The sequence below is a fragment of the Microcystis aeruginosa FD4 genome, from assembly GCF_009792235.1.
GTDB lineage: Bacteria > Cyanobacteriota > Cyanobacteriia > Cyanobacteriales > Microcystaceae > Microcystis > Microcystis viridis.
On record NZ_CP046973.1, the window covers coordinates 1,285,827 to 1,308,028 of the forward strand.

Sequence of the window (22,202 nt, forward strand, 5' to 3'; positions counted from 1 at the left end):
TGGTAGGGGCGCACCGTGGTCAGTGAGTTGATCGAACTGCGTGCACCCAAAAATTGAGATGCACCCAATCAGTTATCAGTTATCAGTTATCAGTTATAGCGGTATGCAGTCGAATGAGGTATACTGCAACAAGCTATAAGTCAGTCTAGGCAAGACGATGGTCTGTATCTCACTCAAGCGAATACCGCTATATTACTATTAAATAGTAGTTGCCCACTGTCTTTTCACTCTTTACTGATTACTGATTACTGATAACTGATTACTGAATATCTGCTTCTCCCCCGACCACCACATCGCGGATACGGAGACTGGGACCACCGCAGCCGACGGGTAAACCACTTTGACCCCCTTTTCCGCAGCCTCCCGACTCATCCCAGTAGAAATCATCACCAATTGCCTCAATATTGGCTAGGGTTTTAAAGACATTACCGGAGAGAGTCACATCTTTAACCGGTTCAGCAATTTCTCCATCGCGAATCATCCAAGCTTCCCCGGCGCTAAAAGTGAACATTTCGCCGTTAGTCATGCCTCCCTGCCAATTTTGGGCATAAACTCCCGTTTTTATCCCCGAAAATAACTCTTTAACGGGAGTAGTTCCCCGTTCAATCCAAGTGTTGGTCATGCGGACAATGGGCGGATAATGATAATTGAGACAACGGGCGTTACCGGTCGGTTTTTCGCCTAATTTGCCCGCCGTTTCCCGCGAATGCAGTCTTCCCACCAAAACCCCATCTTTAATTAACTGAGTCGTGGTCGCGGGGGTTCCCTCATCGTCATAAAAATAACTGCCCCGATGACCTTCCGGATGGGCCCCGTCAAAGATTTGCAGGTTATCTGGCCCGAAACGTTTGCCCATACTCATCACCTCCAAAAGGTCAGGATTTTCGTACAACATATCTGCCTCGGAAAGGTGGCCAAAAGCCTCATGGACGAACAGACCGGTTAAAATGGGATCGATGACGACGGTGTAGGTATCGCCCTTGACAGGGGGCAGAACTAGGGCTTGTACGGCCCGTTTAGCCGACCCTTGCACCTGTTCTTCTAAATTGACCAGATCCTCGAAAGCTTTTCGGGATCCCGTGGTTTCCCGGCCCGTTTGTACGCTGTCTCCATCCCTAGCGGTGGCCGAAAAACGCATTTCTAAGTCTGACCATTTTTGTTCGATTAAAGTCCCGTCAGAAGTGCCTAAAAGAATATGTTGACTGCTATCGCTGTAACGGACGGAAGTGGTGGCAATACTGGCATGGTGTTGACGCAATAGATTATTATAGCGATCGCAGAGGGCTTTTTTATCGGCTAATGGTACTAAACGCGGGTCCGTTCCCGTTAAAGGCAATTCACAGGAGATAATTACAGGTTCTACTGGAACAATCAGGGTTTCTTCTTCCCCAATTAAACGGGCAGCAGCGATCGCATCTTCTAATCGTTCCTGTAAACTGGATAATTGATTAAAGCTGGCAAATCCCCAACCTCCTTTATAACAAGCGCGTACCTGACCACCGATAGCAATACCTTCGCTGAGGGTTTCCACTCGTTCGGAACGCAGTAGAATATTGGTTCCCCGCGCTTCTTCCAGACGAATTGTCAGGAAATCGACGCGGTTTTTATAACGGTTAATCAGTTCACTAATCAGGTTTTTATAGTCGTTTAGAGTATCGGTCATAGGAATTATGAATCATGAATTATGAATTATGAATTGGGAAGTGGGGTGTGGGGTGTGATGGGGTAGTGGGGAGATGGGGAGATGGGGTGTGGGGTGTGGGGTGTGGGGTGTGGGGTGTGGGGTGTGATGGGGTGTGGGGTGTGGGGTGTGATGGGGTGTGGGGAGATGGGGAGATGGGGTAGTGGGGTAGTGGGGCATTTGGCTGAAATTTCCCTAAACCCCTATATCCCTAAACCCCTATCCCTAAATGCCCTTTCTAACTGATAACTGATAACTGATAACTGATAACTGATAACTGATAACTGATAACTGATAACTGATAACTGATAACTGATAACTGATAACTGAAAATTAGGCGAGATAATCCTGTAAAGCTTTCACCTCTAAAGGTTGGGATTGCAGGGATTTTAGGGCTGCTACCGTCGCTTTTGCCCCAGCGATAGTGGTGATAATTGGTAACTTATAATCGAGGGCAGTACGGCGAATTTGTCGGCCATCGTTTTGGGATTCTTCACCACTGGGAGTATTGACAATAAACTGAATCCAGTCATTTTTGATCCAATCGATAACGTGGGGACGACCTTCGTGAATTTTTAGCACCAAATCGATATTTTCGCAACCGTTTTCTAACAAAACTTCACGAGTTCCGGAAGTGGCGACGACGCGAAAACCGAGGGATTGCAGATCCTTAACCACGGGAACCATGGGGGTTTTATCGCGATCGTTCATCGAGACAAAAACCGTCCCACTGGTGGCTAAAATCACGCCAGCGGCCATTTCTGCTTTAGCGAAAGCTTTGCCAAAATCGCTGTCAATCCCCATTACTTCGCCTGTGGAACGCATTTCTGGCCCCAGGAGAGTATCAGCACCGGGGAACTTCTGGAAGGGTAAAACCGCTTCTTTGACGGCAATATGACGGGGAATTGCTTCGCTGATGATACCCAATTCCGTCAGGGTTCGGCCCGACATGACGAGGGAGGCAACTTTTGCCAAAGGAACTCCCGTCGCTTTGGAAACGTAGGGAACAGTACGACTAGCGCGGGGATTCGCTTCTAAGATATAAACTGTCTCCCCCTGTACCGCATACTGGATATTCATCAAACCGATTACTTTTAACGCTTTCGCTAGTTCCACCGTCCATTGTCGAATTGTGGTTAAAACTGAGTCGGTCAGGGACGTATGGGGGATAGAACAGGCAGAATCGCCCGAATGTACGCCCGCTTGTTCGATATGTTCCATTAATCCCCCGATAACTACTGTTCCCGTCGTATCTGACAGAGCATCCACATCCACTTCGATGGCATTTTCGAGGAATTTATCGATTAAAATCGGGTGATCCGGTTCTATCTGTACCGCATACTTCATATAGCGTTCCAATTCGCTATCGGAATAGACGATTTCCATTGCCCGACCGCCCAAAACGTAGGACGGACGTACTACCACAGGATAACCGATGCGTTTAGCCACTGCTTGGGATTCTTGGAAACTGCGGGCAATACCGTTGGCAGGTTGTCGGATATCTAATTGTCGGAGGATTTGTTCAAAGCGTTCCCGATCCTCAGCAATATCGATCGAATCGGGTGAAGTTCCCCAAATTTTGGTATTTACGGGACAATTAGGCGATTCTAGATATATTTGCAGGGGAACCGCTAGTTTTAAGGGAGTTTGCCCACCGAATTGAATAATTAAACCCTCTGGTTGTTCCGCTTCGATGATATTTAAGACATCCTCTTTGGTCAGGGGTTCAAAGTAAAGGCGATCGCTGGTATCGTAATCGGTGGAGACAGTTTCCGGGTTAGAGTTGACCATAATCGTCTCAAAACCAGCTTGACTGAGGGAAAAAGCGGCATGACAACAACAGTAGTCAAATTCTATCCCCTGGCCGATGCGATTGGGGCCACCACCGAGGATCATCACTTTGCGTTTATCGGAGGGTAAAACTTCCGATTCTACCTGTTCGTAGGTGGAATAATAATAGGGTGTCAGAGCCTCAAATTCTGCCGCGCAGGTGTCCACCATTTTATAGACTGGAACAATACCTAAACCCTTGCGATAACTTCTGACTTCATCCTCGCTGCTGTTGGTGGCGAAGGCGATCTGGCGATCGCTAAAACCCTGTTGTTTAATGGCGAATAAGTCCTCTTTGCTAAGACTTTTCAGGGGAGTTCGTTTGAGAAACTTCTCGGTTTCCATCAAATCGGCCAATTTATCGAGGAACCAGGGATCAATCCCGGTTAGTTCGTGGATTTCCTCTCCATTCATGCCCAATTTAAAAGCATGATAGATACTATAAACCCGTTCGGGGTTAGGTGTCCGCAAACCGGCCCGGACTTCCGAGAGGGGGGGGAGAGTTTCGACTTTATCGCAACCAAAGCCAAAACGTCCCGTTTCTAGGGAGCGGAGAGCTTTTTGAAAGGATTCTTGGAAAGTTCGACCGATAGCCATAGCTTCCCCGACGGATTTCATCTGGGTGGTTAGAATCGGTTGGGAGCCGGGGAATTTCTCGAAGGCAAAGCGAGGAATTTTGGTGACGACGTAATCGATAGTCGGTTCAAAGGAAGCTGGGGTTTTTTTGGTGATATCGTTGGGAATTTCGTCTAAAGTGTAGCCTACTGCTAGTTTAGCGGCAAATTTAGCGATCGGGAATCCCGTAGCTTTCGATGCTAGGGCCGAAGAACGCGATACCCGGGGATTCATCTCGATCACGATTACGTCGCCGTTAGTGGGATTAACGGAGAATTGGATGTTCGAGCCGCCAGTTTCTACGCCAATTTCCCGAATAATTGCCTTAGAATAGTCCCGGAGGCGTTGGTATTCTTTATCGGTTAGGGTTTGGGCGGGCGCAACCGTAATCGAGTCGCCGGTATGGACTCCCATCGGGTCAAAGTTTTCGATCGAACAGATGATCACCACGTTATCGGCTAGATCGCGCATTACCTCTAATTCGTATTCTTTCCAGCCAATTAGGGATTTTTCGACGAGAATTTGCGATGTAGGCGAACAATCTAGACCATACTGGGCCATCGGTTCAAATTCTTCTTGGTTATAGGCAATACCGCCCCCCGTTCCCCCTAAAGTGAAGGCCGGCCGGATAATGAGAGGATAGGAACCGATCTGATGGGCGATCGCTTTTGCCTCCTCTAAATTGTTGGCAATCCCCGAAGGACAGACGGGAACACCGATTTTCTCCATTGCTTTTTTGAATAGTTCCCTATCTTCGGCTTTTTCAATAGCGGGAAGTTTTGCCCCGATCAGTTCCACGTTATATTTTTCTAAAACGCCGCTTTTGGCCAAAGCGACGGCGGTATTCAGGGCAGTTTGACCCCCCATAGTCGGTAGAATCGCATCAGGGCGTTCTTTAGCGATAATTTTCTCGACAATTTCCGGCAGAATTGGTTCAATGTAGGTGCGATCGGCCATTTCTGGATCGGTCATGATCGAGGCGGGGTTAGAATTGACTAAAATTACCTCATAACCTTCTTCTCGCAGGGCTTTACAGGCTTGAGTTCCCGAATAGTCGAATTCACAGGCTTGTCCGATGACAATCGGGCCAGCGCCCAAGATTAGGATTTTTTGTAAGTCATCACGGCGTGGCATAGGCTTAGGGTTGCTTGACGATAAACCCCAATCATTGTATATGTTGTCACCCTCGATCCCGCAAAGCTTTATTTAGGTTTAATGACCTTGTTGGCTTGAGGAGTCAGTCCCGATGAAAAAATTTTCCCCACTAGAGATGAGATAGGTTTCCTTCCCTACACCCCACACCCCACACCCCACACCCCACTTCCCCACTTCCCACTTCCCTGATAACTGATCACTGTTTACTGATCACTGATATCGCGTACAATGATAAGATTGTTTTCAAAGATACAATAGGCGTTTGTCTTCGCTAGAGAGTTTATGAAAGTTGGCGATCGAGTTCGTGTAATTGAGTCCGTGGTAGTTTATCACCATCCTGAACACAAATCGGATCCTTTTGACGTGAAAGGACTGGAGGGAGAGGTGAAAGGGATTGTCACCGAATGGCGTGGTAGACCGGTTAGCGCCAACCTACCCGTCCTCGTCGAGTTCAGTAAAAAGTTTAAAGCCCATTTTCGAGATTTTGAAGTAGAAATCGTGGAAAAAGCCGCCGAATAGGGACTTTTTCGCTTATTTAAGCTACAAAGCGAATAAATTTATTTTTGCCCACCTGTAGGACTTTTCCCGTTAAAGCTTCGGCTGTCTCAAAACTTTTGTCCACATCGGTGATTTTCTCACTATCGATTCTTACCGCACCCCCCTGAATCTGTCTTCTCCCTTCGCCGCTACTTTTGCACAAGCCAGTAGCCGAAAGAAGATAGAATAGTTTTAGGGGAAAAGTGACCGCTGCGAGGGAAAATTCGGGGACAGAAGCCGCAGCCTCTGTATTTCCCTGTAGAACTATCTCCTGCGCCGTTTTTTGTGCCTTTAATGCCTCCTCTTCTCCGTGAAACTGGGCAACTACCTCGATCGCCAGTTGTTTTTGTGCCTCTCGCGGATTGCTCGCTATAGCATCTAAGGGCAAATTTGTCAATAGTTCGTAATAATCTTTTAACAAAGCGTCGGGGGTTTTTTCCAGTTTCGAGTACATGGACAGGGCCGATTCCCGCAATCCCACATAATTATTCAGGGATTTGGACATTTTTTGACTGCCATCGGTTCCGATTAAAATCGGTAAAAGTAGCCCGAATTGCGGTTTTTTGCCGAAATATTTCTGTAAATCACGACCGACGGCAATATTAAATTTTTGATCGGTTCCTCCTAATTCGACATCGGCCTCGACAGCTACGGAATCATAACCCTGCATTAAGGGATAAAGAAATTCATGGAGAAAAATCGGGTTTTCCTGGTCGTAGCGTTCGGAAAAGCCTTCTTTTGCCAACATTTGCCCGACAGTCATGGTGGAGAGGAGTTCGAGAATTTGCGAGAGGTCTAATTTCCCCAACCATTCCGAGTTATAGCGAATTTCTAGGCGATTAGGGGTGTTAAAATCTAAAATCGGGCGTAATTGTGCCAGATAATTCTCGGCATTAGCTCTCACTTCTTCGCTCGTCAATTGTTTTCTAACTTCCGATTTTCCAGTCGGATCGCCAATTCTAGCGGTAAAATCACCAATAATCACCACTGCTACATGACCAGCATCCTGGAAAGCACGCAGTTTCCGAAAAGGGATACTATGACCTAGGTGAATATCGCTGCCGGTGGGGTCAATACCTAGTTTAATTCTTAAAGGGCGATCGGTAGTTTGCAGTAGTTGGGCTAAATTTTCCCTAGGCTCTTGGGAGTCGGGTTGATGGGGGAATAAATCACTGGTTCCACGGGTTAACCAGTCTAGGGAGGAAGATACGGTCATTGTTGCTCATTTTCCACAGCCTTCCCATTATAGTTTTTTATTATGTCAAGTAACAAGCAAAAGGTAAATAAACTGGTATCTTCAGTAAAAGTCGATAACATCTTGACAATTCTCCCGATCGAATATAGAGTCTTAAAATCTTCTTTTCCAAAATTATCAAAAAATTTTTCTGTCTTGAATTGCGATCAGATAAGCCAATGAATCCTAGTTATAATAACTCTATACCAGTGCAGAGGATCAAAGTTTCTGTAATTGTTTCTACCTATAAATCAGCAGAGTTTATCTGGGGTTGTCTAGAGGATTTAGTTACTCAAACTCTTTATGAAAAGGGAGAAGTAGAAATTATTATTATCGATAGTGCTTCTCCGGAAAATGAAGGGGAGATTATCCAAGAGTTTCAAGAAATTTATCCTAATATTATTTACCAGAGAACTAAAGGACGAGAACCCCTCTACCGCGCTTGGAATCGCGCTATTAAACTAGCGAGTGGTTCCTATCTCACCAATGGGAATACTGATGATCGTCGCTGTTTCAATGCTCTGGAAATTATGGCTAATTATCTAGATAATAATAGAGAGATTAGTTTAGTTTATGCCGATCAATTAATTACCACCCTCAAAAATGATACTTTTGCCACCACTCCAGCTTTAAAACATTGGAATTGGCCAAATTACTCTTATCAAGAGATGCGTCAAGGTTGTTGTGTGGGTTCTCAACCAATGTGGCGAAAAATGCTGCACGATAAATATGGTTATTTTCAGGAAAATTTTCGCTGTGCTGGTGATTACGAATTTTGGTTAAGAATCGGCATTCAAGGGGAAAAAATGGCTTTGATTCCTGAGATTTTAGGTTTATATTATTTAAATTTCCAAGGTTTAGAACATGGCAGCAATGGTCAAGCATTAGAGGAGCATTATCAAGTGTGTAAAATCTATGGAATTCCTCACCCAGAAATTAAGGATATAGAAATTAAACCCAATCCAGTTAAGATGGAAGATTTAGGGAAAATTTTAAATAAGGATGAGCGAGAAAAATTACAAACAATTCAAGCTATCTCCCAGAAGAAACTCCCAATTATTGTTATTGATGGCGTAATTTTTCAACTTGAGCAACGAAAATTAGCTAGGGTTTGGTCTTCAATTTTAGAGCATTGGAGTCAATTAGAATTTAGTCAACACATTGTTATTTTAGATAGAAATAACACCGCACCACGATGGGAAGAATTTAAATATTGGCCCGCAGAATCCTACGATTATAATTATACGGGAAAGGATGCCAGAAAAATTCAAGCTATCTGCGATCGCCTACAGGCAAATTTATTTATTTCCACTTTTTATACCAGTCCCTTAACCACTGCTTCTTTACTTTTTCTTACTTCTGAATCCCCAGAAGAAAACGGCAATTTACCATTAGATTTAGAAAAACACTACGCAATTTTATCCGCTTCTAGAATCATCGCTTTTTCCTCTGATATTGCCCAAAATTTAAGAAGGTTATACCCGAAAATTACCTCGGAAAAAATTAATATAATTGAGCTTTTTGAAGTTAATCAAAAAATAGCAGAAGAAATCAGCAATTTTCTCTGGTATGCGCTCAGTGAACGGAACGAATCAAGTCAGAATCAAGTCTGGTTAGAGTTAAGAAAATTACAGGAAGCACAACAGACAATGTATCTGAAACAACAGCAAGATTATCATACTATGCAAGAGATGGAAATATCACTAAGAGAATTAGAAAATAACCATAATAATCTTCAGAAAAATAATCAGAAATTACAGGAAGAAATTAACTATTTGTCCTCCCGTAAGGGAATAGTAAAAACCATCGGGAAAACTCCTATCTTACTTCTTGCTAAGATCAAGAAAAAACTCCCAAGATTTTAGGGAATTAAGGGAAGTTTCCTGACAAGGATTCCAATCCTGGCACGGTAGGGCCTAAAAGTGGTAAACTAATGTTAAGAATTAGAGGAGAAAACACTGTGCCACATTCGATCATCACTGAAATTTGTGAAGGGGTTGCTGATTGCGTTTCCGCTTGTCCTGTTGCTTGCATCCATCCGGGACCGGGTAAAAATGTTAAAGGAACCGATTGGTATTGGATTGATTTTGCCACTTGTATCGACTGTGGTATCTGTTTACAAGTATGTCCCGTCGAAGGTGCAATTCTGCCGGAAGAACGTCCCGATTTACAAAAAACTCCCTAATTTATCAGTTATCAGTTATCAGTTATCAGTTATCAGTTATCAGATGTAAGTTTTAAGTTATCAGATGTAAGTTTTCAGTTTACTGATTACTGAAAATGCTTCCCACTTCCCCACTTCCCCACTTCCCCACTTCCCCACTTCCCCACTTCCCCATTCACAACTGATATTACTCTCTCCTATCTCCTTTTTACCTTACCATGGATTCTCTTTTAGAAGTTGAACAAGTTTATGCAGGTTATGTGCAGGATTTATACATATTGCAAGGGGTTAACTTTCGCATTGCACCGGGGGAATTAGTCACGGTTATCGGTCCCAATGGTGCGGGAAAATCCACCCTCGCTAAGGCGATTTTTGGTTTATTAAAACCCAGTGCTGGAACTATCACTTTTAAGGGAAAAAATATCACTGGTTGGAAATCTAATCAAATCGTTCCCCTCGGAATGGGTTATGTTCCCCAAATTGCTAATGTTTTTCCATCCCTGAGCATTGAGGAAAATCTGGAAATGGGGGCTTTTACGAGCATCAGTTATCAGTTATCAGTTATCAGATGTAAGTTTTAAGTTATCAGATGTAAGTTTTCAGTTTACTGATTACTGAAAATGCTTCCCACTTCCCCACTTCCCCACTTCCCCACTTCCCCATTCACAACTGATATTACTCTCTCCTATCTCCTTTTTACCTTACCATGGATTCTCTTTTAGAAGTTGAACAAGTTTATGCAGGTTATGTGCAGGATTTATACATATTGCAAGGGGTTAACTTTCGCATTGCACCGGGGGAATTAGTCACGGTTATCGGTCCCAATGGTGCGGGAAAATCCACCCTCGCTAAGGCGATTTTTGGTTTATTAAAACCCAGTGCTGGAACTATCACTTTTAAGGGAAAAAATATCACTGGTTGGAAATCTAATCAAATCGTTCCCCTCGGAATGGGTTATGTTCCCCAAATTGCTAATGTTTTTCCATCCCTGAGCATTGAGGAAAATCTGGAAATGGGGGCTTTTACGAGCAAAGGAAATATAAAATCTTTAAAAGAGCGCATTTATGCCATGTTTCCCCGTTTGCTTGAGCGCCGTCGTCAGAAAGCTGGCACTTTATCTGGAGGAGAAAGACAGATGTTAGCCATGGGACGAGCGCTGATGTTGCAACCGGATTTATTAATTCTCGATGAACCTTCGGCAGCTTTATCTCCTATCTTAGTAACCAGTGTTTTTGAACAGATAAAAGCGATTAATCAGACGGGAACTGCCATTATTTTAGTGGAACAGAATGCCAAAAAAGCCCTAATGATGTCCGATCGAGGTTATGTTTTAGAAAGTGGTCAAGATCGTTTTCAGGGATCGGGTCAAGATTTACTCAATAACCCCAAAGTAGGGCAATTATACCTCGGTGCAGCCTACCATGGCGCACCAGGAAAGGATTAATTTTAAAAGGTATAGGAGAGGGGTGTGGGGTGTAGGGTGTGGGGTGTGGGGAAGTGGGGAAGTGGGGAAGTGGGGAAGTGGGGAAGGAAACCTCTTTCATCTTTGGTAGTGAAAATTTTTTCATCAGGACTGACGACCGACGACCGGCTACCCAAAACGAAGTTTCACTTTTTAGCATACCAGCGCCATAAAACTCGGGCTAAACGTTGGGGATCGTGACGAACTTTGGCAGTAACTTCATCTTCTGCCATTACATTCGCTAAAACAATGCGATAACCCATTTTTCCCACTTCCTCGCGATCTAAAAAGACGGGATGACTATGCTCTTGGGCGTATAATTGTAGAGATTGGGGCGATGGTGCAGTTCTTTGGGCCAAAACCGCATCAAAGACGCGTTCTTCACAGACTCCTTCGATCGCGCGCAAATGATCAGCCACCGAATAATTATCCGTTTCCCCCGGCTGGGTCATAATATTACAAACATAGACACGGGGAACTGTCACCTGTGCTAGGGCCTGACGAATTGCGGGAACCAACAAATTAGGGATAATACTGGTATAAAGACTACCCGGCCCGATAATAATATAATCTGCTTCCTTGATTGCCGCTAAAGCAGCCGGTAAAGCGACCGGATCGGCAGGATGACAGCCAATCTGACGAATTTGCCCCATAGCTTCAGTTATCTTCGATTCTCCCTCAATAATGCGCCCATCGGCTAACTTGGCCCAGAGACTAACATCGGTAAGGGTAGCAGGTAGCACTTTGCCGCGAATGGCCAAAACTTTGGCACTAGCATCGATCGCCTGTTCCAGATCGCCGGTAATCTCGGTCATAGCGCTGATAAATAAATTACCAAAACTGTGGCCCGATAAACCATCCCCGGCATGAAAGCGATATTGAAACAATTCCGTTAATAACTTTTCCTCATCGGCTAAAGCGGCGATACAATTGCGAATATCCCCCGGGGGTAAAATACCCATTTCCCGACGTAATCGGCCCGAAGAACCGCCATCATCAGCTACGGTGACAATAGCGGTGATATTGGAACTATACTGTTTTAAACCGCGTAAAAGGGTCGATAAACCTGTACCGCCACCAATTGCTACAATTTTTGGGCCGCGATGGAGACGACGATGGGTGCGTAGGAGATCGACTAATTCCTCCGATGCGTCCGGTTGTAGTGCTTCTGTAATCGTTTCGACGGTGCGACTCTGACCCCAGAATAACAAAAAGATACCCAGCAAAACCGCCAGCGGCCCGGAAACAGAATTGGGGACCAAGCGTGCGATCGTTTCTAATGCTTGGGAAACAAACTCTAAAAAGCGATTAACTGGGGTTAATTTTACCCAAATAGCCAAACCGAAGGAGGTGAGAAAAACGCCAGTTAAACTGATTAAAAGCCAGCGTTTGACAAAAAGACCGGGAGAAAGCCATTTAAACCAACGATTAACCCTTTTAGGCGTTTTTCTGCCCACAGAAGCGGCTATTTTCCCCTTCTGAGCGTTGAGTTCCCGTAGCGTCTGTTTAAATGGACTCATAGATGTGGCCTGGCAGCGAACGCATTGATTCTGGAGAGACTGTAGCCGAAAAAGGGGACAAACTCAAGCTAACTTAACCTCCCACTTGGGAATAGGCTGCCTCGGAAATTGTGGGAATATCGGCGTATTTGCCGATAACCGACTGTATAATGCTGTAAACACAGGCGGCAAATGCTCCTAAAAAGACGACGTTAAAAAGAGTTTCTACCACCAAATTCGCCCCTAAACCCTGAGCAAAGAAACCTAAGGCCAATCCCAATAAATACACCAAAATATCGATTAAAATCGCCTGCATGGTGTTAAACCGGATAAAATGACTGATGCGGGGATTGCGTACCACAGCGAAAAAGAGGACGAAAAAGATAATTAAACTGCCAAAGCTTCCCAGAGAACTATAGAGAAAAGCTAAGGGATATAAGGCTATTGCTAAGGCCGCTCCTAAGAAAGGAATTTGCTGAAAGATAAAGACACCGAAGGCAAAGGCCGAATATAAGGGTAAAAGATATACTAAAGCTGCAAAAATGCGATCTTTTGTATCGGTTGAGCCGCGCCAAGTCATAATCTATTGTCTCCTGAGACTACTGCTAACTCTCTCCAAGATAACCCGGCTGCTGACCTGATACTAAATCCTGTTTAAGGGATGTGGGATGTGGGGTGTGGGGTGTGGGGTGTGGGGTGTGGGGTGTGGGGAGATTTTTTTCAGTAAAAAGGCAGCTCCTCCGCTTATCGCTCAATACTATCGACTGATAACTCATATCAAATCCGCTTGATTAACCATGGTTAAAAGTATCTCAAACCCATTAGGTTAAGGGATCGCAATTATAGCCGATTAGCAGGATTTGATATGACTTGCCGTAACCGAAGAAATTGATCGAGGCCCGACAATGTTCGGCCTCGATCGAATTATAGTTATACAGAGACGGGGTGCTTGATTTCCTGTAACAGAGCCAGATATTCCTCCTTAAAATAGTGTAGGGTACTTAAAATCGGATTGGGAGCGCTTTGACCAAGACCGCAAAGACTGGTTTCCTTGACCATTTGACAGAGATGTTCTAGGTTTTCGAGGTCGTGAATATCGGCTTTTCTGTCGATAATTTTGGCCAATAATTCAAACATTTGTACTGTTCCCGTGCGACAGGGGATACATTTACCACAGGACTCCTCGCGACAGAACTCCATATAGAATTTCGCCACTTCCACCATGCTGGTACTATCATCCATGACCACCATACCCCCGGATCCCATCATCGAACCGAGTTTGGCTAAGGATTCGTAATCCACGGGAGTATCGAGTAAATTAGCGGGAATACAACCCCCAGAGGGGCCGCCGGTTTGTACCGCTTTTACTTGACCATCGGGAACACCACCCCCCATCTCCTCGACAATTTCCCGGAGAGTAATGCCCATTGGCACTTCAATCAGCCCATTATTGCGGATTTTTCCCGTTAAAGCGAAGATTTTTGTGCCTTTACTGGTGGCAGTACCGATATTGGCGTACCAAGCGGCCCCAGAGCGGATAATAGCGGCGATATTAGCGTAGGACTCGACGTTATTAATCAGGGTGGGACAACCATCGAGGCCCGATTGGGCCGGATAGGGGGGACGGGTGCGGGGAGTGCCGCGGCCGCCTTCAATGGAATGGATGAGAGCGGTTTCCTCTCCACAGACAAAAGCTCCCGCTCCGATGCGGATATCCACCTTAAAATCGAAAGTGGACTCGAATACTTGGGAACCCATTAAACCGAATTTTTTGGCCTGATTAATCGCTTTTTGCAGACGATCAATCGCTAGGGGATATTCGGCTCTAACATAGATATAACCATGATCGGCCCCCACGGCATAGGCAGCGATCGCCATTCCTTCCAGGACTAAATGGGGGTCACTTTCCAAAACACTACGGTCCATAAACGCCCCGGGATCCCCTTCATCAGCATTACAGATAACGTATTTTTGTTTACCCGGTTGTTTAGCCACCGTCGCCCATTTTAAACCAGTGGGATAACCCGCACCACCCCGGCCGCGCAAACCGCTTTTGGTGATTTCCTCCACCACCTGGGCCGGAGTCATCTCGTAGAGGGCCTTGTAGAGAGATTGATAACCCCCGACGGCGATATATTCCTCAATGCGATCGGGATCGATTTTACCGCTATTTTCCCGGACAATTTTGACTTGATGGGAGAAAAAGGGATGTTTTGAGTCCCCTAATTGCACCTCGGTTTTGCCGCCATTTAACGCCGCAATAATGCTGGCCGCACTTTCCGGGGTGACTTCTTCGTATAGGAGATCCTGGGGATCCACTTCCACTAACGGACCACGACCACAAAAACCCATACAACCGACCCCCACCACTTCGACTTTATCCTCTAGGTCTGCCTCTTTGACGGCAGTGGCGAGGTTTTTTTCGATTTGGAGGGAGTTAGCAGCTTGACAACCGGTGGAAGTGCAACAATGCACCCGGATGCTTTTTTGTCTAGCTTTTTCTTTTGCGGCCACTGCCAATAATTCTTGTAAGTCCATATTTTTCTCAATCCACTAGAGTGAAAAATTACTGGGCGAAACTCTTTAGTTTCGCCAAGACAGTTTCCGAATCTTGTTTCGGGGCCACGACTCCATCGAAGACCACGGCCGGCGCAATCCCACAGGCCCCGATACAACGGGCCGACACTAGGGAAATTTCTCCATCGGCGGTGGTTTCTCCCACTTTGACATCAAAGCTGTTTTCGATGTCTTCGAGGATTTTGCCGCTGCCTTTGACATAACAAGCGGTTCCCATACAGACAATACAGGTGTGTTTTCCCGCCGGTTTCAAGGAAAAGAGATGATAGAAGGTTGCTACCCCATAGACGCGACTGAGGGGCAGTTTTAGCGCCCGGGCAACGTAGAGGAGAACATCTTCTTCTAGGAATCCAAAGGCTTCTTGCGCTTTGTGCAGGACTTCAATCAGGGCTGATTGATTATATCCTGCTCGCTTCATGGTAATGTCGAGGACTTTGAAGCGTTTATCGCCACTGGGATGCTCTTTTTTCTCCGTTTGAGGAGGATTGGCAGTTTGCATAAATCTTAACCAAATAAATTTTAGGGGCGATGACGGGAAAAATAGGGAGAGTTGTCGGTTTTCCTTGCTCATCTCCCTGCTTTTATTCTGACACTGGCTCCGGAGGGCGATCGATAACTTTATCTTTCCTTTAGTTATTGGGGGATAGGGGATTTTTCAGTTATCAGTTATCAGTCAGGGATTAGGAGATGGGGAGATGGGGTAAAAAGCTGCCTCTTGCATGAGTGCCTCTCTCAAAAATAGCAATTATAGCGTTTTTCAGTCTGCTGAGGTACAAAAGTTATGGGTTTTAGGCAAAAGGCAAAAGGCAAAAGGGAAGAAAAATATGTGTACCTCACTAGCTTAGGAAACGCTATAAGTAGCATCAGCGAAGTTTAAGTATGACGCATCGAGTTAAACAAGTTGGAAAACTGGGTGCATCTCATTTTTGTCGATCTACGATGCTCGTTCTTGTTGGAAATTTTACCGTAGCTGGCCCTATTCTTTCGTGGAAGTCATGGCAAAATCTCTTTAACGCGAACTAAAGTTATTTACTTTTTTGAGATGATAACAAATTGGAATCGATGTTGAGCAGGGGAAGGAAGCCTGAACCACTCATGACGACAGGAAAACGTCCATCCCACTTTTCGATTGCTCGTTGTTGTAAAATTTCTGCTGTTAGGTTTTGGCGCAATAGTTTTTGAGCTTCTGCCTGTCCCTTCGCACGGTTGATTTCCGCTTTCGCTTCCTGTTCTGCTTGTTGTGCGCGAAAAGCAGCTTCTTCTGCCTTTTGTTCCGCTACTTGTTTGGCTTCAATCGCCGCGTTAAACTCTTCAGAAAAACCAAAATTAACGAGAGATACATCATTGATAATTATCCCATAACGTCTTAATCTTTCGGCGAGGGAAGTGTCAATTTCACGTTTGAGTTCTCCTCGCTCTTGCAAGATATTTTGTACGGGACGTTGTGCTGTTGCCGCTTTGACAATTTCCGATACTGCTGGGTTTATAATACCAGAGACAATCGCATTGATATCCCCAACTTGTTGATAAATCTGATTGACTTTGTCGGGGTCGATGTGCCAGTTAACGATAATAGTTGTTTCCACATCTTGCAAATCCTTAGAAGCTCCTTTTGCCTTTACTTCCGTTGTTTGTACTCGAACGTTGAGGGGCTTGATCTTGGTGACAATCGGTATAACAGGATGAATTCCTTCATCGAGGATTTGTTTTTGCACTTTGCCAAAGTACATGACAACGCCGCGTTCGCCCGTATCAATAATGACAAAAGGGCGCAGTATGGTAGTAATGGCTAATATCAAAATTCCCCCGGCCATTAATGGTATTATATGGCGATTGTAATTCATGACAACTTCTTAGATATTTGATCAGTTTTATCGTAGCACTGTTCTTATACTAATACCATTTTTCAAAAGTAATGACAGAGATGGTTATGCCTGGTGCATCTCAATTTTGTCGAAATATCCAGATGACATTTTGGGCGCACGCGGTGCGCCCCTACCATTGGCGAAATAATATTATTGTAGGGGCGAATTGCCTTCGCCCTCTTTGAACAACTTCTGCTGCTCACCTTAAGTGAGAGAAAATCACCAATAGGATACCATTTTTCTTTATTCGCGTCACAACGAATGCAGGCTTGGCAAGCATTCGAGCGTGGATGTCTGTCATGGATTTAGAAATTTGGTATAAATCCTGTTTAAAAAGTATAGGGTGGGGAGAAACAATCCATAACTGAGTTTTTAAAGAAGGTATGACGACTTGACGACTGACGACTTGACGACGGGAGCATCTCACCTTTGTAACCTCTAAATCAGGTTTTTATGTCAAGCTATTTTGAAAGCCTTGCTAAAAAGCAGTTTTAGGGATAAGTAGGGTCTGCTGAATAAATCTAAAAACCTTGTTGGATAGGACTTTTAGACTTTTTTACCCTCAAAAAGTGCCAGCCATTGCGGGGATCGGGGGGAAAATTCAGGGACTTTTTCTCTGAAAATTAGGTAATTGACCAGATGAAAATTGGTAAAACCCTACACCCTACACCCCACACCCCACACCCTACCCCCACGAGAAACTTTTTCAGCATACCCTAAGTATAATTACTCACTTGCATAAATGAGATGCTCCCCGCTTCTCCTTCTCTGCTGCCCCGGGAGAGTGCTTCCACAGAGTCAATGCCACTGCCTGCTTGACATCCCCCCCCCTGAACGGTTACCAAATCAGAAAGTAAAAGTCGTGCGGATAGTACCGATAACTAAGGTGGAATTGTTGTTATTTGAGTTAGGAGAAGTAATCACGATTATCCCTGGAGTAAGGGCAATATTATCAGTGAGTTTCCACTCATAAAATCCTTCGATATGAAAGGAAGTATCGGGATCATTAGTGGAACTACCATCATTTAATCTAATGCTAGAATTAGATACCCAAGGCTGCATACCAACAATAAGACCCGCCGTATTTCCTTCCTTAAATAAATCAGGAAAAGCCAAAGTTACCGCCCAATTCCAGATATCTAAATCCCCGCGTTCTAGTTGTCCGTCTAAAGTGCTAAGAGTTCTCGCTTTTGTGTAACCCCCCCAACCACCGAGGACAAAACCATCGACAATTCGCCAACTAAATTGTAAACCCAAACTATTATTAATTGTCGGGACAGCCTCCCCGAATAGTTCTTCAGTGAAAAATTGGAAATTCGATCGCTGGCTTCCCGTTCCCGTATCTAATTGGTTATAACCATGAAAGTAGGATAAAGCAATGCCAAAATTCTCGTCTGGAACATAACCCACCTGCGCTAGGGCAGTATAGGAACCGTTAAATAAACCCGCTCCTGGGTTAGGATCGTTAGCATCTCCGGCAAGATAACCGGCGCTGAATTGCAAAGCCCCATAATTACCCTGTAAACCGAGTCCAGTTTGTCCGGGGGCAAAATAAAGGGGATTGCGGGTACCAAAAGCCGAAAGCGCCCCACTAGCGCCATCTCCATCCAAAAAGTTGAGGGTATTGGTAAAGTCATCTTTAGCACCTCCCGTCGCTTCTAACCAGAGTTGGATATTTTCCGTTACGGGGAAACTGTAGTTTAAAACTTCTAGCAGTAAATCATTGCCGTCGGGTTGGGTAAAGGCTAAGGTACTTTGAAAAGTTCCGGTGGTATCGGCTAAATCGGCAATATTTCCCGTTGCTAGACGGGTATAGAGTAAATCTTTGCCTGTGAAGCTAGTATTTAATTCTAAACGGGCCCGATAACCAAAAGCTGGTACTTGGGGAATCCCTTCACCACCGTTTTTTTCTCCTGTGGCTACCCCATATAATGCCATCACCACTTCCCCGGTTAATTTAGTGGTGGTGGAAAATTGATTATTTTCCAGAAAAGCGACTCGATTTTCTAAGTTATCAACTCTTGCCCCTAATGCCACTAATTCTGTTTCGAATTCGCTGACTAATCGCTTGATTCTGTCTAGATCTTCTTTGAATACCGCCACTCCTTCTTGAATCAATCTTTCTAGGGTATTTAAGCAGGAATTCAACCCCGCGGCAAATTCCCAACGAGTTAAAGCGCGTTCACCGCGAAAAGTACGGTCAGGATAACCTACTATGCAACCATACCTCTCCACGAGACTTCTTAATGCCTCAAAAGCCCAGGCGGTGGGAGAAACATCCCGCAATTGATTCACCGTCGTCACCTGTGCCATAGGGTTACTAGAGAGGTTTTCGAGACTATTAGCCAGTACAGGACTAGAAAAACCCAGTAATATCGCTGCTGTTAGGAAATTTTGCTTGATTTTCATTGCTGTCTCCCACACTTACAAGAATGATTATTGTTCTCAATATAATCAGGTTAGCAAACTGTTGCTAAAATTTTCAAGTGTTATACTAAATACCCTTTAAAAGGTATATGGGCGCAGGGGTTCCTTACGCCCCTACAGTAGGGCAAATTGGTTTTCTGTAAGGGCGTATGCCATACACCCTTCCTTAGATAACTTTTGCTGAAATTAATGCTAATACCCATGGAACTTTGTTCCAGGATGTTTCTGGCATTGCCGCAGGGTCTCAAGTTGGTTTTACAAAAGGCCCCCAGAGAAGAAGACAATTGAGTGAATCACAGCCAAAAAGCTGAATACTGACTCCTGAATACTGTCTACTGCCAGAAGCGGCAAAACTAAGGGTTTCAACCTAGACGCAGTTTAGTGATAATTCTTTGACAATAGAGTTGAATTCCTTGCAACTTGGCTAGGGAGAATTTTGGTTTAATGGGAAGGATCAGTAAAGACATAAAACTCATCCGCAGCAAGCGATAAACAAGGATAGTTAAAGTCGTATGTTTTTCGAGACTGAGAAGATAACTATAGATATTATGAGTTAGTCTTAGATAACCATAGCGTCGGGTGATAGAAGATGGTTCATGAATGATTTTAATCTGATTGGTAACAACAACTAAATAGCCTTGGTTTGCGTATCTTCGGGAAAAATCAAAGTCTTCGTAGTAGAGAAAGTAATCGGGATCGAAATGGGGACAAGTGGAAAAATTAGAGAAATTAATTAATAAACTGCATCCCGTCACCCAGTCGGGAATAAGATAGGGTTTATCTCCATAGTCTAAGGATTCCTCTACTACGTTAATTGTGCCGATTTTGGCATTGAATTTTCCCCAACCAAACCAGATTTTACCATCCGGTTCGTAAATTTCTGTACCGGCGATGGCAACTTCGGGATATTGCTGAAAAAATTTGCTTGCTTTCTCCAGAGAGTCCGCTAATAAGTAAGCGTCGGGATTAACTAACCAAACGATAGCTTCTCTGTCTTGCTGATAAATCCAATTAAGTCCCAGATTACATCCTTTCCCAAATCCTAAATTTTCCCCCGCTTCAATAATCTTGACTCTTTCAGCTGCTAAAGATTGGATATTTTTATCTTCAGTGGAATTGTTAACAATGATGAGATTAGCAGATAAGTCATCGTTGAGGGAAGCGATTAAACGCTTAATTAATTCCGCGCAATTATAGTTAACCGTTAATAGATAAATCATTATATAGCGTTTTTCATTCTGCTGAGGTACAAAAGTTATGGGTTTTAGGCAAAAGGGAAGAAAAATAGGTGTACCTCACTAGCTTAGGAAATGCTATAGATAAAAGGTAGGAGTCACTGGCAATTAACAATGGTTAGAGAATAGCTTTTCCGTGAGAATTACTTTTTCCGAAGACGACAGAGATTAAAGTTTTCGATTTTGGTGGGAAAGGGTTGACAATTTTGGAAGTCAATAACAAGATTTTCTTTCGCTAAATCCCCCACTATATCAGGGGATTTTTTATTAAAGTCCGTCTGGAGAATGTAGAGAGATTCTGGGGGAGTATTAGCAATAAATGTCTCGGCATTTTTTCGCATTAAAGTTCCCTCACTTACTCCAGTATTGCCTTTGAGTCTTACCAAACGAGTCGAAGCGGGAAAATAAGGGACGATAAAAGATGTTCCTTCATCTCCCCACATAACAATCGTGGAATTTTCGTAGGGTTTTAATGCTTGACTATCGATACCAAAATAATTATCTGACCATCCCATTCTCCACCAGTCTAAGGGTTTGACTGTAGCGGCAATTAAGGCAAAAATAGCGATAGAGATTATAAAAACTGTCCTTTTATGAGGATAAATATAGGCAATGATCAGGATAATTAAAACTGGTGTGATTAACTCTAAGACCATCAAGTAACGATAGATAGAAAAACCCTTTAACCAGATCAGATAGGCACTGCAATAAAAAGGTAATAAAAATCTGAGAATAGATAAATGAACTAAATTATTTTTTTGATCCAGAGAACGGCGAGAGGTGTACTGATAAATAATCACTCCCAGAAGAATGACAATTAAAATATAGGCAACAGCAAAACGAGTCTCTTTAAATTTTACCTCAGCCACTAGGGTTTGTTCCTGCACAAAATAAAAGGGATAAAATAACCATTGCCAAATGTCTCTAGGCAAAAACCGGGTATCTTGCAGGTTAAAATCCGTTTCGATGTAGGGAGATTGAAAAATTTTGTTGAAAAAGGGAAAAAGGGGATTAGCAAAATTAGTCCACATCAGGATTATCCAATAACCCATCGTCAGGGAAAATCCCACGGCCATAGAGAGAATTAAGGACAGAAGATTACGCAGCTTTTCCTTGATGGTAGTGGTTAAAAAACTAATCGCCACGATTAAACTGATACTATACAATGCTGTAGTCAATTTTAGTCCTGTTGCTAGTCCTAAAAGCAATCCTGCGAAAATTATAGTTTTCAGCTTAACCGGTTGATTACGACCAAGACAAGGGATTATTAAAAATAATCCTGCCAAAACAAAAACACTGCTGGTACTATCTCCGATACTGGTTCCTAATTCGGAAATATAGGCAGCTCCAAATATACTGGTAATAGCTGCTAAAACGCTGAGAATCAATTTATATCTCTGGGAAACTTTATTGAAGGAGTGATAGGTGATTAAATGAACTAACCACTGATTTAAACCGTGAAATCCTCCCAAGAAAAAACCGACGACCACCGGAGGTAGTTTTAGGTAATAGATAGCAACGAAAAAAGGAACATCCATCAAAGGATTAAAGAAAGTTTGTATCTGTGCTGGAAGGACATCATACTTAAAACGTCCCGTTAACAACATATAGGGATTATAAAAATGATAATTGCGTAAATCCCAGCTAACATCTTGATCTAAGATAACTGAGATAATTCCTAATCCGCTCAAATAAACTACTGCCCAGAGGAGGGGATGAGTCAGGGAGAACCGTTTTAATAATGCCATAATTTAATCAATAATTTTGGTGACTTCCACGAAAAAACTAACCCGTTTTTGTGCCATTAAACTAATGACTAGCTCTGGGACGAGTCGGCCTTTTAGCTGATAGCTTTTTACTTGATATACCATGTTTGGCTAACAAATACAAACGGAAACTTTTGACTCCAAAAAACGTCTTT

The 22,202-nt window shown here is 43.8% G+C and carries 17 protein-coding genes and 1 pseudogene; 6 read left to right on the plus strand and 12 right to left on the minus strand.

Features of this window, described 5'->3' with window-relative positions; translation table 11 throughout:
* Positions 1–259: 259 nt before the first annotated feature.
* The 3 genes from GQR42_RS06640 to carB all read right to left on the minus strand — a co-directional run bounded on the left by GQR42_RS06640 (position 260) and on the right by carB (position 5,260).
* On the minus strand, positions 260–1,663 hold the full coding sequence (locus GQR42_RS06640) for a TldD/PmbA family protein (protein WP_158199360.1): 1,404 nt from the start codon (positions 1,661–1,663) through the stop codon (positions 260–262).
* Positions 1,664–1,675: 12 nt separating this feature from the next.
* Positions 1,676–1,861, minus strand: coding sequence for a hypothetical protein (locus tag GQR42_RS06645; RefSeq protein ID WP_158199361.1), 186 nt, complete (start codon positions 1,859–1,861; stop codon positions 1,676–1,678).
* A gap of 153 nt (positions 1,862–2,014) precedes the next feature.
* Positions 2,015–5,260, minus strand: a complete 3,246-nt coding sequence (gene carB, locus GQR42_RS06650; protein ID WP_158199362.1) for a carbamoyl-phosphate synthase large subunit — start codon at positions 5,258–5,260, stop codon at positions 2,015–2,017.
* Positions 5,261–5,563: 303 nt separating this feature from the next.
* Here carB and GQR42_RS06655 point away from each other — a divergent pair, with 303 nt between their 5' ends.
* The gene (locus GQR42_RS06655; protein WP_002783652.1) at positions 5,564–5,800 is read left to right on the plus strand and encodes a ferredoxin-thioredoxin reductase variable chain; all 237 of its coding nucleotides are present in this window, start codon (positions 5,564–5,566) and stop codon (positions 5,798–5,800) included.
* 16 nt (positions 5,801–5,816) lie between these two features.
* Here the strand turns inward: GQR42_RS06655 and tyrS are convergent, their stop codons facing one another.
* The gene (tyrS, locus tag GQR42_RS06660) at positions 5,817–7,034 is read right to left on the minus strand and encodes a tyrosine--tRNA ligase (RefSeq protein WP_158199363.1); all 1,218 of its coding nucleotides are present in this window, start codon (positions 7,032–7,034) and stop codon (positions 5,817–5,819) included.
* Positions 7,035–7,231: 197 nt separating this feature from the next.
* Between tyrS and GQR42_RS06665 the strand changes: the two genes are divergently transcribed.
* The 5 genes and pseudogenes from GQR42_RS06665 to GQR42_RS29440 all read left to right on the plus strand — a co-directional run bounded on the left by GQR42_RS06665 (position 7,232) and on the right by GQR42_RS29440 (position 10,769).
* Positions 7,232–8,917: a glycosyltransferase gene (locus tag GQR42_RS06665; protein ID WP_158199364.1), complete on the plus strand. Its 1,686-nt coding sequence runs from the start codon at positions 7,232–7,234 to the stop codon at positions 8,915–8,917.
* 95 nt (positions 8,918–9,012) lie between these two features.
* On the plus strand, positions 9,013–9,237 hold the full coding sequence (locus tag GQR42_RS06670; protein ID WP_158199365.1) for an indolepyruvate ferredoxin oxidoreductase subunit alpha: 225 nt from the start codon (positions 9,013–9,015) through the stop codon (positions 9,235–9,237).
* Positions 9,238–9,434: 197 nt separating this feature from the next.
* Positions 9,435–9,758: pseudogene (locus GQR42_RS06675) on the plus strand (ATP-binding cassette domain-containing protein); the annotation flags it as partial.
* A gap of 164 nt (positions 9,759–9,922) precedes the next feature.
* A complete protein-coding gene (locus tag GQR42_RS06680; protein ID WP_158199366.1) occupies positions 9,923–10,660 on the plus strand; it encodes an ABC transporter ATP-binding protein in 738 nt (245 codons plus the stop codon).
* Positions 10,638–10,769 (plus strand): hypothetical protein, encoded by a 132-nt coding sequence (locus tag GQR42_RS29440; RefSeq protein ID WP_257792620.1) that lies wholly within the window; start codon positions 10,638–10,640, stop codon positions 10,767–10,769. The genes GQR42_RS06680 and GQR42_RS29440 overlap by 23 nt, the downstream gene beginning before the upstream one ends.
* 55 nt (positions 10,770–10,824) lie before the next feature.
* On the opposite strand, the gene GQR42_RS06685 is transcribed toward GQR42_RS29440, so the two are convergent.
* The 8 genes from GQR42_RS06685 to GQR42_RS06720 form a co-directional block, all read right to left on the minus strand.
* Positions 10,825–12,198, minus strand: coding sequence for a gluconeogenesis factor YvcK family protein (locus tag GQR42_RS06685; RefSeq protein WP_002783667.1), 1,374 nt, complete (start codon positions 12,196–12,198; stop codon positions 10,825–10,827).
* A 73-nt stretch (positions 12,199–12,271) separates the two neighbouring features.
* Positions 12,272–12,757: a Tic20 family protein gene (locus GQR42_RS06690; RefSeq protein ID WP_158199367.1), complete on the minus strand. Its 486-nt coding sequence runs from the start codon at positions 12,755–12,757 to the stop codon at positions 12,272–12,274.
* Between the two features lie 350 nt (positions 12,758–13,107).
* The gene (gene nuoF, locus GQR42_RS06695) at positions 13,108–14,715 is read right to left on the minus strand and encodes an NADH-quinone oxidoreductase subunit NuoF (RefSeq protein WP_158199368.1); all 1,608 of its coding nucleotides are present in this window, start codon (positions 14,713–14,715) and stop codon (positions 13,108–13,110) included.
* Between the two features lie 28 nt (positions 14,716–14,743).
* Positions 14,744–15,253 carry a bidirectional hydrogenase complex protein HoxE gene (gene hoxE / locus GQR42_RS06700; protein ID WP_158202411.1) on the minus strand — a complete coding sequence of 170 codons (510 nt, stop codon included), beginning with the start codon at positions 15,251–15,253 and terminating at the stop codon, positions 14,744–14,746.
* 526 nt (positions 15,254–15,779) lie between these two features.
* Complete coding sequence (locus GQR42_RS06705) at positions 15,780–16,598, minus strand: prohibitin family protein (protein WP_158199369.1); 819 nt, start codon at positions 16,596–16,598, stop codon at positions 15,780–15,782.
* An 867-nt stretch (positions 16,599–17,465) separates the two neighbouring features.
* On the minus strand, positions 17,466–19,028 hold the full coding sequence (locus GQR42_RS06710; RefSeq protein WP_158199370.1) for an iron uptake porin: 1,563 nt from the start codon (positions 19,026–19,028) through the stop codon (positions 17,466–17,468).
* Between the two features lie 380 nt (positions 19,029–19,408).
* A complete protein-coding gene (locus tag GQR42_RS06715) occupies positions 19,409–20,266 on the minus strand; it encodes a glycosyltransferase (RefSeq protein WP_158199371.1) in 858 nt (285 codons plus the stop codon).
* Positions 20,267–20,424: 158 nt separating this feature from the next.
* Complete coding sequence (locus GQR42_RS06720; RefSeq protein ID WP_158199372.1) at positions 20,425–22,029, minus strand: glycosyltransferase 87 family protein; 1,605 nt, start codon at positions 22,027–22,029, stop codon at positions 20,425–20,427.
* Positions 22,030–22,202 lie beyond the last annotated feature (173 nt).